Annotated in this window: 12 protein-coding genes; 8 read left to right on the top strand and 4 right to left on the bottom strand. The window is 43.0% G+C overall.

Annotated features, from left to right (window positions below):
- Nucleotides 1–34: 34 nt before the first annotated feature.
- Nucleotides 35–1,147 (bottom strand): hypothetical protein, encoded by a 1,113-nt coding sequence (locus PLE34_RS13195; RefSeq protein WP_324557707.1) that lies wholly within the window; start codon nt 1,145–1,147, stop codon nt 35–37.
- A 9-nt stretch (nt 1,148–1,156) separates the two neighbouring features.
- Nucleotides 1,157–3,604, bottom strand: coding sequence for a hypothetical protein (locus PLE34_RS13190; RefSeq protein ID WP_324557706.1), 2,448 nt, complete (start codon nt 3,602–3,604; stop codon nt 1,157–1,159).
- A 322-nt stretch (nt 3,605–3,926) separates the two neighbouring features.
- Between PLE34_RS13190 and trhA the strand changes: the two genes are divergently transcribed.
- The 7 genes from trhA (at nt 3,927) to PLE34_RS13155 (ending at nt 10,409) form a co-directional block, all read left to right on the top strand.
- Nucleotides 3,927–4,565: a PAQR family membrane homeostasis protein TrhA gene (gene trhA / locus PLE34_RS13185; protein WP_324557704.1), complete on the top strand. Its 639-nt coding sequence runs from the start codon at nt 3,927–3,929 to the stop codon at nt 4,563–4,565.
- A 213-nt stretch (nt 4,566–4,778) separates the two neighbouring features.
- The gene (locus PLE34_RS13180) at nt 4,779–5,999 is read left to right on the top strand and encodes an MFS transporter (protein ID WP_324557703.1); all 1,221 of its coding nucleotides are present in this window, start codon (nt 4,779–4,781) and stop codon (nt 5,997–5,999) included.
- 147 nt (nt 6,000–6,146) lie between these two features.
- Nucleotides 6,147–6,803: a hypothetical protein gene (locus tag PLE34_RS13175; protein ID WP_324557702.1), complete on the top strand. Its 657-nt coding sequence runs from the start codon at nt 6,147–6,149 to the stop codon at nt 6,801–6,803.
- A gap of 119 nt (nt 6,804–6,922) precedes the next feature.
- A complete protein-coding gene (locus tag PLE34_RS13170) occupies nt 6,923–7,051 on the top strand; it encodes a DUF1731 domain-containing protein (RefSeq protein WP_324557700.1) in 129 nt (42 codons plus the stop codon).
- Between the two features lie 80 nt (nt 7,052–7,131).
- Nucleotides 7,132–7,548, top strand: coding sequence for a type ISP restriction/modification enzyme (locus PLE34_RS13165; RefSeq protein ID WP_324557698.1), 417 nt, complete (start codon nt 7,132–7,134; stop codon nt 7,546–7,548).
- 176 nt (nt 7,549–7,724) lie between these two features.
- Nucleotides 7,725–9,098, top strand: a complete 1,374-nt coding sequence (locus tag PLE34_RS13160; RefSeq protein WP_324557697.1) for a Gfo/Idh/MocA family protein — start codon at nt 7,725–7,727, stop codon at nt 9,096–9,098.
- 234 nt (nt 9,099–9,332) lie between these two features.
- Nucleotides 9,333–10,409: an alkaline phosphatase gene (locus PLE34_RS13155; RefSeq protein ID WP_324557696.1), complete on the top strand. Its 1,077-nt coding sequence runs from the start codon at nt 9,333–9,335 to the stop codon at nt 10,407–10,409.
- Nucleotides 10,410–10,544: 135 nt separating this feature from the next.
- Here PLE34_RS13155 and PLE34_RS13150 read toward each other — a convergent pair whose 3' ends face one another.
- Nucleotides 10,545–11,084 carry a DUF4142 domain-containing protein gene (locus tag PLE34_RS13150; protein WP_324557695.1) on the bottom strand — a complete coding sequence of 180 codons (540 nt, stop codon included), beginning with the start codon at nt 11,082–11,084 and terminating at the stop codon, nt 10,545–10,547.
- Between the two features lie 381 nt (nt 11,085–11,465).
- Nucleotides 11,466–12,533, bottom strand: a complete 1,068-nt coding sequence (gene fbaA / locus PLE34_RS13145) for a class II fructose-bisphosphate aldolase (RefSeq protein WP_324557694.1) — start codon at nt 12,531–12,533, stop codon at nt 11,466–11,468.
- Nucleotides 12,534–12,854: 321 nt separating this feature from the next.
- On the opposite strand from fbaA, the gene PLE34_RS13140 reads away from it, so the two are divergent.
- Nucleotides 12,855–16,265: a SusC/RagA family TonB-linked outer membrane protein gene (locus PLE34_RS13140; RefSeq protein WP_324557692.1), complete on the top strand. Its 3,411-nt coding sequence runs from the start codon at nt 12,855–12,857 to the stop codon at nt 16,263–16,265.
- Nucleotides 16,266–16,267 lie beyond the last annotated feature (2 nt).

The following is a 16,267-nucleotide window of genomic DNA, read 5'->3' as shown; positions in this document are numbered from 1 at the left end:
GTGTTTTTCTAAGTTAGTTGTGTATCTGTTCTGCCTATTCTTCCTTCAGGTATAGAAACTTAAAATTCCAGGTTTCCTTCCTGTTGTTTATTATTTCCAGCAGGTATACCTGTGCATGCCTTAACTTTCCTGTTACAGTTAATTCCATTTCAATAAAATTCTGCCCGGGCTTCATATGCAGGTGACTGTTCTCCACTTTTTTTTGTTGCCCGTTCTGCCATTCATATATGGCTATGCTTACTATTGAATCGCCTGCTTCATTGTTATATTCGAATTTTATATCGCCCCGGCATATATAGGAATGGGCATCGTAACCCTTTGCCAGTTTAGGATAGGCACTGGTATCTTTTATAGCAACAGGGGAATCATTTTTGATGCCAAAGCTCCATGCTTCCGTTTGCTGCGCATATACTTCACCGTTTTTAGCGATGACCTGCCATGCATATTGCTTTCCCGGCTCCAATGATGGTGCAGCAGACGGGTATAGCAGGTAAGGTGCGGTAATATACTGCTGCATATATACCGGTGTATTTTTCTGAATGGCCTCATATGCATTCTGGCCTTTCTTCATCTCTGTCAAAAACAGTTCGTATCGCAATTGCGGTACCATTGCTGCGGGTGCGGGGGGCAGCCATGCAAAGCCGGGATAAGCGGTTTCTATCCATGTGGTATCCGGCGGGGAGATCAGTTGCGGAGGAGAAAGCGGCGCTATCTCCACTGGTTCACACGCTTCGGCAAAGGACTGGAGCGGTTTATCATCGTAGCTGATAACGGTATAGCAGATCATATACCTTCCTGCAGCCAGCAGGTTTGCGCTTCCGTTGCCTGATATTGGAGTTGTGCTAAAATAATTATACTGAACAGGCGCGACATCTGTTTCTTTTATTAAGGTAGCTCCTTTACCGGGTGTAAATGAACGGGAGGTAGCGGCTATTATTTTTTGACCGGTAACCATATCTGTCATTATCATTTGCAACTGCATTGCCCCGCTGTAATTACTGGTGTTCACTAAAAGCAGGTTCCACAACTGCTGTTGCTGCAACAGCCCTGCCGCAGGCAACCGGGGTGTTATTATTATTTGCGCTGCTGCCACAAGGTTTACAAACACCGCTATAAAAAATACCATACTGTTTTTCAGGTTGGTCATATGCCCTGTTTAAAATGTTTTTGAATAAATGACCCGGCCCATATCATTGGGTAGCAGAGTTTGTGACTGCCCCGGTAAGAATCCACGCTCCAATGCAATGCTTATTTCGCCCAATTTTGCCAGTTCTACCTGCGCATTGCCGTAATAGCCCAGCCTGTTGCTGCTATGGTTCATCCTGTTCCATTTGAGCCCTCCGCCCATGTTCAGCCATTTGGTTAGCCGGTAACTTAATCCCTCATCTGTGGTGGTTAAATGATAACCAGGACTATAGCTTACTGCAACCGAGCTGTTGAATACAAACCCGTTGCCGCTAACACTATGACTTAGCAGCCACGTGCCTGCATTATAATACAGGAAATGCTGTTGTTCCTGATGATTAAAGAACCGGGTATACATGACCGTTGTAAACAGGTAATGCTGTTTAAGCCGGTATGCATAATTAATAGTTGCCATTGCCATATTAAAACGGGTTTCCATAATTTCGTTCCCCACTATGTTCAGTTGTGAAGAAGGCATATACCCTGCGGTAATCACAGGCCACTTTTTTAACCGGAATGTTGCCTGTATACTTTTAAAAATGGTATTGCTTCTATAATTATAAATACTATAAGGTGAATTGTACGCATTGTTCTTTATAGCTGCTGTAACAAACAATTTTCTTTTAAACAAAAACTGATCTGCTCTTACCTGCCATGCAGCATATTGCGCGTTGTAATTAAAAACAGTAAAGGATTGAAAATTAATACCTGTGCGCTTGTATTGCCCGTAAATGCGGGTGCCGGTAGCCGGAATACCGGAAAAGAACTGTACGGCGTACGCTTCGTTACTGCGATCGGATAAAGCGGATATCTTTGATGCAGCGCCGTCCCGGCTGTTTTGTAAAGAAGCATATCGGGGATAGGAAGATTTGGCAATTTCCGCAAGAACATAACTGTTCTTATTAAAATAATATCTTCCCTCAACCGAAAAGCCTAATATACTATTGGTTAACGGTTGATGGGTACTGGTAAACCCCTGTCCCTGTTTCCTGCCCCTGTATAAGCTAAGTATTAAGTTATTACCTTCTTTTTTCCCTATACCGGTCCTTATGAGTATAAGGTATTGTTTTATATTGCCATTTCGGCTGGCAATAAAATCGCGGTAGCGATAATCCACTGTACCTGCGGCAACTGCATAGTAAAAGCGGGAACTGTATTCCACATTTATTCCTGTAACGCTTATGTTTTTTGCTGTAAGCTCAGTGTAGTCAACGCTGCTGCGGCCAACAGCAAATTTTTTTACAGCCATTAGCTGTTTTATCCGTTTATAGATTTTGTTACTGTCTAATCCATATTTTTTTGCCTGATCCTGCAACACAGAAGGATCATTTGTTGCATCTGTTAGTTGCCTGGCAGAATCTATAGCCAGCCGGGTTAATGCTTTTGCCTTACTGTATTTTTCTTCCCACTGTTTTACTTCTTCGGAAACTTGTTTGTATTGTTCTCTTTTTGCTATATATGCTTTTACATAATCAATAGCGTTTTGTTGCCTGATGCTCATTACGTTCCGGGTAACAGAAGATATGCCCAGTTTTTTAAAAGCTGCAATTTGCTTCGTCTTGCCCGCAAGCGCCGCTCCTTTGTGCATCCATTGGGTATTACCGGCATATTCTTCTTTATAGACAGGTGTATTTTGCAAGTAGTCGTTTATTTTTTCTTCCAGCATTGCTTTATTGTACTCCGAAATATCCGTGTTACCGGTAATGGCTGCAATAGCCTGCCTGTTATCGGCCAGTTGCTGCACCTGACGGCCATGTTGCAGCCACTGAGCGAGTTGCTGCTGTAAAGCATATTTTTTTTGCAGTTCGTCATATAGCAACCTGTCGGGTGCGTTACGGCCGATCCTTTCTGTTATTTTAGCTTTTAGCTTTTCTTTTAAGGCAGATTGAAAAGCTTCTCCGTTGAATGCAACAGTGGCATCTGTATAGTTCTTAAAAAGAGGGGAATTGCTATAGCGCATTTGGATATGAACCGCTACAGGCAGTACTTTTTTAAGCGTTGCATACATATTAACGCGTACGCTGTGTTGCATGATATTGGTGCCCAAATAAGGCGTATCAGCAGCAGAGCGATAAAAAAAGTCGTAGTTCATATTACCATGCAAAGTGAGTCCGGCAGGTAAAACGGCCGGTTCTTTTGAAACAACCGGCTGAGCCTGAACGGGTAAAGAGGAAACCCGGGAAACCCGTTTAGCAAAATAGTTCCCTTTGCAAACGCCGGCAATAAAAAGAAAGTAATACCAGATACTGTCGCCTGCATTGTAAAATGCCTTTACGGGAAGCGCTAAGCTATCACGCTGTGTATTATATATTACGGGGAATAATGAAACGGAAGATTTTAGCCTGTGGTTCAACTGCTGCGCAATGGCGGACATGGGAAGCAGGCATAGTAAAAACAATATAACTTTGGTGTTAGCCAAGGTGTTTTACAGGTGTGGTGTTAGCAAATAAGTTTCATTGCTAAGCTAAAATAAAGATTGATAAATCGCAAATTAATTTTAATTTTTTTTTAAAATCCGGGAAAAACGTTTTGAACGCTTTGGTACTTATTGTTAAATCGGAGGCTGAGCAATGGATATTTTACTCCATCAAAAGAGAAAAAAAATCCTCAAATTTTATTGGCTCTTTATGCAAAGTTTACAGCAAGCAGACAACTCTGCGCTATGCAAAACCCCGCACCACACAAATAACCTAACTTCGCAACAGTTACTGCCGTCTTACCAGGCATCTCAAAATATACATATGCAAACCACAGATCCGCAGGTGCAAATAAAACAGGAACTGGTTAACAGCATCATACATGGATTCGGTATCCTCTTTGGTATTGTTTGTATTCCCATCCTCATTGCCCTGGCAACCAAAAGCGAAAACACGCCCGGCATTATAGGCGCTGCCATTTACGGGTTTTGTTTTTTGATGGTATTTACTTTTTCCACTTTGTATCATGGCTTCCAGCATGCCCAAACCAAAGAAGTGCTGCAGATACTTGATCATATCAGCATCTATTTTCTTATTGCCGGCACCTATACTCCTTTTTTGCTTATCTATATGAACAATGCGTTTGGCATTACCCTGCTGTCGGTATTGTGGGCATTAACGGCATTGGGTACCGTATTTAAAATATTCTATACCGGGCGATGGAATAAATTGTCTACCATCATCTATTTAGCAATGGGATGGATAATGGTAGCAGGCGGACGTACTTTTTTTGTAGCCCTGCCGCAACCGGTGCTGATCATGCTTCTTATTGGCGGCGCCCTGTATAGCCTGGGTGTTATTTTTTACCTCTGGCATAAGTATACCTATAATCATGCTGTGTGGCACTTTTTTGTGCTGGCGGCAGCCATTTGTCATTATGTTGCCATTTTACTGGCGGTGTAACAGCGCCTGCATCAGATAGTAACCTATTGTTGCGTAAACAATATTTTGTCTTATTTATATGTGAGATGAGAAACGACAGATTTCACATTCTCACGTTTCCCGTCTGCCGTTTTACGCTTAGCTTCACATTACCACGCGGGACTATATTTCACCCGTTTGCTGATAAGTAAAGCCAGAAGCGCTAATTTTGCATCCTCAAAGGAGTTAGTTAATATGAAGCGTAATGAAGCAAAGGAGATGACGATCAGCATGGAACAGGCAGCGCAGCAAACTGTTTTTCCCATACTTTTCGCCATCAGTTTTTCCCACCTGTTAAACGATACCATACAATCCATTATCCCTGCTATATATCCGCAGCTCAAAGATGCTTTTTCTTTAAGCTTTGTACAAATTGGATTGATAACCCTCACTTTTCAGTTGGCTGCATCACTGCTGCAACCGCTGGTAGGATTATATACCGATAAAAAGCCGCAGCCCTTTTCACTGGCCACAGGCATGGCCTTTACTCTTACGGGGCTGGTATTACTGGCAAACGTGGGCAGTTTTCCCGGCGTGTTGCTATCTGTTGGGCTGATTGGGGTAGGCTCATCCGTGTTTCATCCCGAAGCGTCCAAGGTAGCCTATATGGCCGCCGGCCCGCGGCGCGGCCTGGCGCAGTCTATTTTCCAGGTGGGCGGTAATGCCGGCTCCGCTATCGGTCCATTGCTTGCGGCTTTCATCATCCTTCCCTACGGCAGGCATAGCATTTCATGGTTTTCCGTTATCGCGCTCCTGGCCATTTTTGTTTTATGGAGGGTGGGCTTATGGTATAGCGCCAGTTACCTGCATATCAGCAAAAAAGCAAGAGGCGCCGTCATCCCCCACCATCTCTCAAAAAATAAAGTAGTCGCTTCCATTGTCATACTCCTGCTGCTGATCTTTTCCAAGTATTTTTATATGGCAGGCATCAGCTCTTATTTTACTTTTTATGTAATACATAAATTTGGCGTGGGTATTCAGCAATCACAGCTCTACCTGTTTGTGTTTTTAGTTGCGGTTGCCGCGGGCACCCTGGCCGGGGGACCTATTGGCGACAGGATCGGCCGCAAATACGTGATATGGGGCTCCATACTGGGCGTAGCACCTTTTTCATTAGTACTGCCTTATGCCAATCTTTTCTGGACGGGTATTCTGATCTTTATTATTGGTGTTATACTGGCTTCCGCATTTTCTGCTATCCTCGTATATGCGCAGGAGCTGCTGCCGGGCAAAGTGGGTATGGTGTCGGGACTGTTTTTCGGATTTGCTTTTGGTATGGGCGGCATCGGATCGGCGCTGCTGGGCAAGCTGGCTGATATTACCAGTATTGAGTATGTGTACAAAGTATGTTCCTTTTTACCGCTGATCGGGTTGCTTACAGGGTTTCTTCCAAATTTGAAGCAGCGAAAGGTATAATGGATTGCGTGTGCTGCCAATGGTGAGTTCGCGCGGAGGTTAGAGAAAACAAACGATGGAGGATTGAATCTGCCGGCTAAGTAAATGATTCACAAAATAATGAAGATCATCCTGTCGTTAGGTGAATAGAAACAATTATACAGCACGATGAAAATAAAATGGTTGCATCTTTTTATACTGATAATACTTGTTGCCACAGGAAATGCCCAGAACAACTCTCAGGATTTTGATTATGGGAGAGTTGAAAATGGGAAATATCTCAATTCATTTTTACATTTTGAAATAACCCTTCCCGCTGGCTGGGTTGTTCAAAGCAGGGAACAAATAGATTACCTTGCGAAAAAAGGTGCTGCTTTAGTAACCGGGGATGATGAAAAGATGAAAGCGGTTTACAAAGCCGCGGAAATCAATGTTGCCAATCTTTTAGGCGTTTACCAGTACGAATTGGGATCACCTGTTGATTATAACCCCAGCATTATGCTGGTAGCTGAAAACGTACAACATTCCCCGGGAGTAAAAAAAGGAAGTGATTATTTATTCCAGGCAAGAAAGCTGCTGGACCAATCTCAGTTCCAATATGATTATCTTGATACGGAATTTGAAAAGGAGGTGGTAAGTAGAACTGATTTCTATAAAATGAACACGGGGATAAAATATGCAGGGTTGGATATTAAACAAATTTATTTCTCTACTGTTATAAAGAGATTCAGCTTAAACATCATCATTTCATTTACAACTGATGAGCAAAAAGAGGTTTTATTGAAATCTGTGCACTCTATAGCATTTCATGGAGCTGGAAACTGATTCTTCTAAAAACTTAGAAAGGCAGTCAGGAATGCACTCCTCCTTTCATATAAACCCATAAGCATCTAAAAAGAGTTTACAATTCTTCTTCGCCTCATCCTGTTAGTAATAAAACACTGATGAGAACCTTCAGAAAGCTGATGAATATATCGTTTGGCATACCTTCGCCGAAATTACTTTTAGAAGCAGAATATGCTTTTAAATATCCCACGCTTGATGCAGCGCTCAAAGATATTTTAAACCGTTAATTTTACTACAGGCAACAAGCTCAGCATATACAGACACCGGGCGACTGGCTGGAGATATTACTACAGCAAATGATTTCAATATGGAAGCGCAATACCAACAGGATTTTCCTGTACCGCAATTGTTTTTAAATATTCCTGCAGATGCAATGCGGAATGCAGGACGATATATTGATTTTGCAGCGAAGGCTGTATCTGCTATTGATCCGACAGTTATTCAAAGAATAGCCACAGACCTTGGGTTATCCTTTGTACCCGAAAAAGAAAAAGAAAGTGAAGTATGTTATATCAATAGTGAAGAAGTGCGCCCCGAGTTCAAGCTCAGTTTTGCACCGGTTGATGTAGCCGATTACATTTTCGGGGCATTACACAGTCCTGCATACAGAATACAATGGGAAGGATTACCCGAAACCGTTTTGCCACAAATACCTTACCCAAAAGATGCTATTGTTTTTTGGGAATTGGTGAAGAGTGGCGAACAGTTAAGACAGATAACCTGAGCGAATGAAGCGGGTACAACCAGAAGCAGGTAACCGATAACAATAATAAAGGTTATTGCAAAAAAAAGCATAGCCACAATGCGGAAGTTGATATTTTTATTGGAGTTAAAGGATAACGGCATTATTGCGTGCTGCAGGCTTGAAAAGGAAATACAAACAATCAATCACACCATATTATGAAAGAAAAAAACCGTTTATTATCACGCAGGCAATTTGTTGCTACGGCTGCAACAGCCACTATTGCAGGTCCCATGATCTTTGGCCAAGCAGCACAGGCGGCTTCACGTAATGGAAAACTCAACCATGCCTGTATTGGCGTTGGCGGAATGGGCTTTCACGATCTGCACCAATTTAAAAGCCATCCCAATGTGCAAATCGTTGCGCTGTGCGATGTAGACGCCAACAACCTGAAAAAGGCAGCGGAGCTTATTCCCGGGGCACGGTTGTACAGCGACTGGCGGGAACTTTTTAAAAAAGAAGGAAAGAAAATAGATGCTGTAAATATAACCGTTCCGGATCATAATCATTTTGCTATAGCTATGCAGGCTTTGCGAAACGGTAAGCATGTATACTGCCAGAAGCCCATGTGCCATGACGTTGCAGAAGTGCGGATGCTTACGCAAACAGCGGTTAAGGCTGGTGTCATTACCCAACTGGGAACACAGATTGCTTCGGGTAAGGGTGACCGTACGGCCGTGCAATGGATCAAAGAAGGCGCTATAGGAAAAATCAAGCATGCTTACCTGTGCTCTAACCGTCCCGGAGCCATTGATACTTACCGGCTGGTTGGCCCGCGTCCCGCACAGGAACAGCAGCCACCTGCACATCTCAACTGGGACCTGTGGATCGGCACAGCACCTGAACGTTCTTATGCCCCTGAAATTTATCACCCTACCAAATGGCGGGCATGGCAGGATTTTGGAACCGGCTGGTCGGGCGATATTGGCTGTCATATTTTCGATGCGGTATGGAAAGGCCTCGGTTTAAAGCAGCCCATATCTGTTGTTGCGGAAGTACAGCAATCATGGAAGGATGCACCTGAAAGAAGAGCCGATACCTGGCCGCAGGGCGATCATATTACCTGGGTGTTCCCGGGAAATGATTATACGGAGGATACAGTTTTATCGTTAGAATGGTTCGACGGCGCATTTTACCCCCCGCAGGAAATACGATCCTTATATAACGGTAAAGAATACCCTGCGGAGAGCGCCATGCTCATAGGAACAGAAGGCGCCCTGCTGATACCGCATGGCGGAATGCCCGTGTTATTGCCCGAAGATAAATTTAAAGCGCACATACTTCCGCAACTGGAAGAGCGCAATCATTATCATCATTTTGTTGACGCCTGCCTGGGTGGGCCAAAAACGGAATCGCATTTTGCACAGTCGGGGCCAATGACGGAAGCTATCATTCTTGGCACCGTAGCCATAAGAGTGCCAGGCCAGTTGCTGGAATGGGATGCTGTGAGCATGAAGTTCCCCAACTATCCTGAGGCTGAAAAATATTTGCGCCGCCGTTACCGTAAAGGCTGGGAAGTGAAGGGCATGTAGTGAGTGGTGAATAGTGAATAGCAAGTAGGATTTGCAATAAAATGTTTGCTGTTGCTGTTTGCAGGGTAGGGTAACGGGAATAAAAGCAAATTATTGAAGCAACCGGATGTAGATCATTATCGGTTAACCGATTTATTCAATGCTATATTAACTATTTGTGAACTGGTGCATATTGTCGTTTATAATGCGGAGTTTTGAACCGGAAAATGTATTTGTATTAAAAAAATAAAGTTCATGATTAAAAACTGCATTTGCATCCTTTCGTTTTTATTATTGAGTTCAGTTGTTTTTAGCCAGCAAAAAAACAATAATAAGAAAGCGAAGAATATTATATTAATGATTGGCGACGGCATGGGAACGGCACAGATCTTTGCAGGCTTAACTGCCAATAACGGAACGCTTAACTTAGAAAGGTTTCCCTTTAGCGGTTTTCATAAAAGCCAGCCTTCAGAAGGATACGTTACAGATTCAGGCGCCGGTGCAACCGCTTTTTCCATTGGTAAAAAAACATATAATGGCGCTATTGGCGTGGATGCTACAAAGCTGGCACAGCCTACCATTCTTGAGATAGCCGAACGAAACAAGCTGGCAACGGGAATGGTGGTGAGTTGCGCGGTTACCCATGCCACGCCGGCTTCTTTTATAGCCCACCAGCCTTCAAGAAGCATGCAGGAAGAAATAGCGGCGGATTTTCTAAAAACAGATATTGATGTTTTTATCGGTGGAGGAAGAAAATATTTTAACCAGCGTAAAGATGGACGTAACCTTTTAGACAGCCTTAAAGCACGCCGGTATCAGGTGCTGGATACATTAACAGATATCGTAAAAGTGACCTCAGGCAAATTGGCCGGCTTCATAGCAGACGGCGAACCGCCGAAAGTATCAGAGGGCAGGGGCGACCAGTTGCTCCAGTCAACGCACACTGCTTTAAAACTATTGCAACAAAATAAGAATGGATTTTTTTTGATGGTAGAAGGTTCGCAGGTTGACTGGGGTGGTCATGCCAACGATATAGATTACCTTACTACTGAAATGATTGACTTTGATAAGGCCATTGGCGCCGCGCTTGACTTTGCAATAAAAGATGGTAATACGCTTGTAATTGTTACAGGAGATCATGAAACCGGGGGGCTTTCTTTAAACGGAGGCGATATGATATCCGGTAAAGTGACTGCCAAATTCACCACCAAAGGACATACCGGGGTGATGATACCTGTTTTTGCTTATGGCCCCGGTGCCGAAGCGTTTGGGGGCATATATGAAAACAATAGCATTTTCGATAAAATGATGAAGGCCTTCGGGTTTAATTAAACAAGTACTTTAAGTCATAAGGGTTGACAACCCTTTTTAGAACGGTCGTCAACCCTTATGTTTATGCAGGCATTTTGATAAGCTTATCCGAATGGCAGTGAAAGAATATTCTATCATTCATGCTATGGTTCATTATTAAAACTTCTTCTGCACTGCTTCTGCATGTTGGAGATGTGCTTTTAATGAAGGAACAACATTTTGTAACAATGCCTTTAACTCAGCATTTTCCGCTTCGGGTATTAAAAGGCCTTCTACCGCGCCAATTACGGCTTTATGATAGGTCACTTCATTATCTATATATGCTTTATTGAAAGCATTTCCCTTTTTTGAACGCAATGTTTTTTCGGTTTTTTTAGCATCAGCCAGTAGCTTCTGACTAACGGCATTGTCTTTGGGTGTAACGCCTAATTTTGTAACGAGCGCCACTGCCTGGGCAATTACCGCTTTGTGATTATCGGTCATCATGTCGGCAAATTTCAGAATATCCTCATTTGTTGACTTTTCTTTCGCGATGGCCGCATAATCAATGTCAATCTGGTTAGCCACCACAGCAACCGAAGCCACTTCCGCATCCGAAAGTTTGGGGGTATCCTGTGCGCTGGCAGTTGTTAAAAATATAGCAGCAGATACAATTGCAGTTGCTAAAAACGGTTTTAATACGCTATTCGCTTTCATGTTTATTATTTGAATTAAAAGAAATTGGTAATAATAGTTAGATGGAAGAAAGGCCTAAAGGTTACAGAAAAGAGCATTTTATTCATTGCAGCATCGTTGCGGTATTTACGAATCAGGGGTGTTTATTATACCTTAACCTGAATTGGGATGTCCGGAAATGAAATCAGTTTGTTATTATCGCTGTTTCTGAATTTTTACCACATAATCTAAGTACACAAGTTTTTAATATAGCCTGTGTTTTCCTATGACCCTATTTTGCCTGTGTGTTGATCATCGAAACATATAACCAGGCTCTCCCTAAAAATTTAAAAGGTCGACAATCTTCAATCAGATTATCAACCTTATTATTTTAACCGGCAAAACAACCGGAAAGCTAAAACTTTATGCGTTCCTGTTAATGCAGTTCAGATCATTAAATGCCACTTCCAGCCTTTTAATAAACGATTCTTCTCCTTTACGCAGCCATACGCGTGGGTCATAGAATTTTTTATTGGGCTTATCCTCACCTTCCGGGTTGCCTAATTGTCCCTGCAGGTAAGCTTCACTCTTTTTATAATTACCCAGCACGCCTTCCCAGAAAGCCCACTGGAGGTCTGTATCAATATTCATTTTAATAGCGCCATAGCCAATGGCTTCACGGATCTGGTGCTGCGGTGAACCGCTTCCGCCGTGGAACACAAAATAAACAGGCTTGACTGCGGTTTTCAATTCTTTTTCAATATACACCTGGCTGTTGTTCAGGATCTCCGGACGCAGTTCTACGTTCCCTGGCTTGTATACGCCATGCACATTACCAAAAGCGGCTGCTATGGTAAACAGGCTGCCCACTTTACCCAGTTCAGCATAAGCATACGCTACATGCTGCGGCTGGGTATACAATTTATCATTATCTACATTGCTGTTGTCTACCCCGTCTTCTTCACCACCGGTAACGCCCAGTTCAATTTCAATGCCCATCCCCAGTGGCTGCATACGCTTAAAAAAATCAACAGAGGTTTCAATATTTTCTTCAATGGGTTCCTCGCTCAGATCAAGCATATGCGAGCTAAAAAGCGGTTGTCCTTTCTCTTTAAAGTATTGTTCGCCGGCATCTATAAGTCCGCTGATCCATGGGAGCCATTTTTTTGCAGCATGGTCTGTGTGCAGTATTACGGGCACACCATAATATTTAGCTACATTATGAATATGCAGTGCACCTGAAACTGCGCCTGAAATATTGGCCTGGAGCTTATCATTCGGCATTCCCTTCCCGGCAATAAATTGCGCCCCGCCGTTAGAGAACTGAACAATAACGGGTGAGTTTACCTTTGCGGCGGTTTCTAAGGTTGCATTAATCGTGTTGGTTCCAATGCAATTTACGGCGGGTAAGGCAAACTGGTTCTCTTTTGCGTCTTTATATAACGCTTCCAGTTCTTCGCCAAAAAGCACTCCGGCTTTATACTTTTTCATACTATGTATTTGATTTTTTAATATTGAACAGTTGCTAATTAACGCGTTTAAATGCGCGGTAAAGCGCGGCGAAGATAGTATACTTCATTTTCATACAAAATTTCTTCCTGCGGGAAATCAGGTGTAAACCTGTGAATCCTGCCCGGATGCCATCTTTTTATCTGCCATATACGTATATAATACATAACCGGCAAAAGCTGTACAAAGGATTTATTTATCTTGCAGGCAGCTTTGGTTAAAATTTTTAAAAAAATAAAGCGTTTTCAATCAACGTTTTACTTAAAATCATTGTCCTATTAAATAATACATAAACTAACTGATATGGTCTTTCATAAAAAGGAGCCTGCAATAACAGCGTACTTCAGGCAATTTTCAATACTACCTTGCCTTACATTGATTGTACTATGCTTCTTTTATACCGGATCATATGCCGGGTATTCCAGTAACAACCACCTGCTTTTTCAATCGGCCATGCAGGATTCTGTAAGGATAAACGGAAAAGTAACAGACGGAGATGAACAAATTGCGCTGGGCGGGGTATCTGTTGAAAACCTGAGGAGCGGTGAAGGAACAATGACCAATAGCAATGGTGAATTTACCATAGCAGTCAGGAACGGCGACAGCCTGCAGTTTACCTTTATAAGTAAAGCGCCTAAAATTGTTATTTACAGGGGAGAAAGTTTTCTTAATGTAGTATTAGCCAAAAGTGAAGGCGCCTTAGCAGAAGTGGTGATTACCGGTTTTCAAAATCTTGATAAAAAGAAATTTGCCGGTGCTGCCACTTCGCTAAAAGCAGATGATATTAAGATGAACGGTGTGGCCGATGTAAGCCGTATGCTCGAAGGCCGCGCTGCAGGCGTAGCTGTACAAAACGTTTCGGGAACCTTTGGCGCTGCTCCTAAAGTGCGGGTTCGCGGAGCCACTTCTTTAAACGGCGATAATAAACCTTTATGGGTAGTGGATGGCGTGGTGCTGGAAGATATTATCAATATTTCCAATGATCAGTTGTCGAGCGGCGATCCTACTACGTTACTGGGGTCGGCTGTGGCAGGACTGAATGCCAATGATATTGAAAGTTTTGATATCCTTAAAGATGCTGCCGCTACTGCATTATATGGCGCAAGGGCCATGAACGGGGTAGTGGTGATCACTACCAAAAAAGGACGTGCGGGCAAAACAACGGTAGCGTATACAGGTAATTTTACTACACAGCTTAAACCCACATATGCCGATTATAATATTATGAACTCCCTGCAGCAGATGTCTATGCTGGGGGAACTGGAACGTAAAGGGTCTTTAAACCCTAATATCCTTAACCGTGCCGATAACGGAGTATATGGAAAGATGTATGAATTAATGAACGCTGATGATAACGGAAATTTCCCGCTCCAAAACACCCGGGAAGCAAGAGCCGATTTCCTGAAACGATATGCTGCCGCTAATACCGACTGGTTTGACATTTTATTCCGCAATAACCTGGTGCAGGAGCATTCACTAAGCATATCCGGCGGTACAGAAAGATCGCAGAGCTATTTTTCGATGAGCTATTATGGTGACAATGGCTGGACCATAGCGGATAAGGTTAACCGTTATACAATTAACTTCAGGAACAATTATAAATTTTCCGATAAGTTCTCCGTTGGATTTGCCACCCTGGGCTCTGTTCGTCAGCAAAAAGCACCGGGAACCCTTGCCCGTAATCCTAACCCGGTAGAAGGGCAGTACGACCGCGACTTTGATATCAACCCTTTCAGCTTTGCATTAAATACCAGTCGCACCATTACCGCATATGATGAAAACGGGAACGAGGAATACTTCAGGCGAAATTTTGCACCTTTTAATATTATCAACGAACTGAGGAATAACTTTCTTGATATCAACATCATAGATTTAAGACTGCAGGGCGATATCAATTACAAATTCGCTAAAAACTTTACGTATGAATTTACCGGCGCACTGCGCTATGTAAAATCAACCCGCGAGCACCAGATCACTGAAAACGCCAATATGGCCCGGGCATACAGGTCGGCAGGAACAGCTACTATTGCTCAAAATAATAAATTCCTCTATCGCGATCCCGATGATCCCGAAGCGGAACCTGTTGTTGTGTTACCTTATGGTGGCTTCTACAACAGAGCCGAAGATTTTTTACTGAGCTATGATTTCCGGAACAGCATTAATTATTCCACTGTTATAAATGATAAACACTCGGTAAACCTGCTGGGTGGTATGCAGGTAAAATCTGCCGACAGACAAAACTTTAGCAATACCGGTTATGGATATCAATACGATAACGGCGGCTTGCCTGCCATAGATTACCGGATACTTAAACAAACGATTGAAAGTAATTTTCCTTACTATGAAATGGGTAAGGATTATGACCGGTTTGTTGCTTTTTATGCTACCGGCAATTATACCTTCAATTCCAAATATAACTTTACGGCTACGGGCAGGTACGATGGCTCAAACCGCCTGGGCAAATCAAGCACCGCACGCTGGCTGCCTACCTGGAGCGTGGCCGCATCATGGAACGTAGACCGGGAATCTTTTATGCGGGGAATAAACTGGCTCGATAATTTATTATTAAGAGCGAGCTATGGTTTAACGGCTAGCATGGGGCCCGCCAATAATTCTAATGTAGTGCTGAGAAGCATTAATACAAACCGGCCTTATTTGTCTGAAAGAGAATCCGTAATTCAACTGGCTAATCTCGAAAATTCGGAGCTCACCTGGGAAAAATCATATACCGGCAATATTGGAGTAGATGCCAGTTTGCTGGAAAGAAGGCTGAATATTAGTATTGATGTTTACCAGCGGAAAAGCTTCGACCTGATCAGCCTTATTAAAACCTCCGGTATTGGCGGGGAAGCCTATAAAGCGGCTAACTATGCCGATATGGACTCCTGGGGTGGTGAATTGCTCCTGGGTGGAGAGATCATACGCCGGAGTAACTGGGGGTGGAAGAGTACCTTTACTTTTGGATACAATGAGAACAAAATTACCAATGCCAAAAATATTCCCGATATTTTCAGTCTTGTAGTAGCAGAAGGAGGCAATAAAGAAGGATACCCGGTTCGCAGCCTGTTTTCACTCAACTATAAAGGGCTGGAACACAACACCGGTATCCCGCAATTTGTAGATGAAAATGGCAAAACCGCTGCTGCTGTATATCTGCAGGATCAAAAAACGGAGCACCTCGTGTATGAGGGACCTGTTGATCCGCCCTTTAACGGTGGTTTTTCGAATACCTTTCATTACAAAGCATTTTCAGCAAATATTTTCATCACCTACCAGGCGGGTAATAAAATTAGACTATACCCGGCATTTAAAACCTATTATTCGGACTTGGATGCCATGCCCAAAGAGTTTAACGACAGGTGGGTATTGCCCGGCGATGAATTACTAACGAATATTCCTTCTATTCTGGAAGCTTTTGAAGCAGCGCAACTGAATGCCGCCTATCCTTATAATAATTATAATTACTCAACACAAAGAGTAGCCAAAGGCGATTTCATCCGTTTAAAAACTGTATCCCTTTCTTACCAGTTACCCGTAAATACTATACAAAGTATGGGGCTTAATAGTTTGTCGGTAACGGCAGCTGCAGCCAACCTGTGGCTTATATATGCCGATAAAAAATTAAAAGGACAGGATCCTGAATTTTTTAACTCGGGTGGTGTGGCGCAACCTATTCAAAAACAAATCACGCTTTCTGTAAAAGTGGGCATTTAATA

This window comes from Agriterribacter sp. (assembly GCF_035445465.1).
Classification (GTDB): Bacteria; Bacteroidota; Bacteroidia; order Chitinophagales; family Chitinophagaceae; genus Agriterribacter.
Note: the sequence above shows the minus strand (reverse complement) of the source record. Positions and strands in the feature narration are given on the sequence as shown.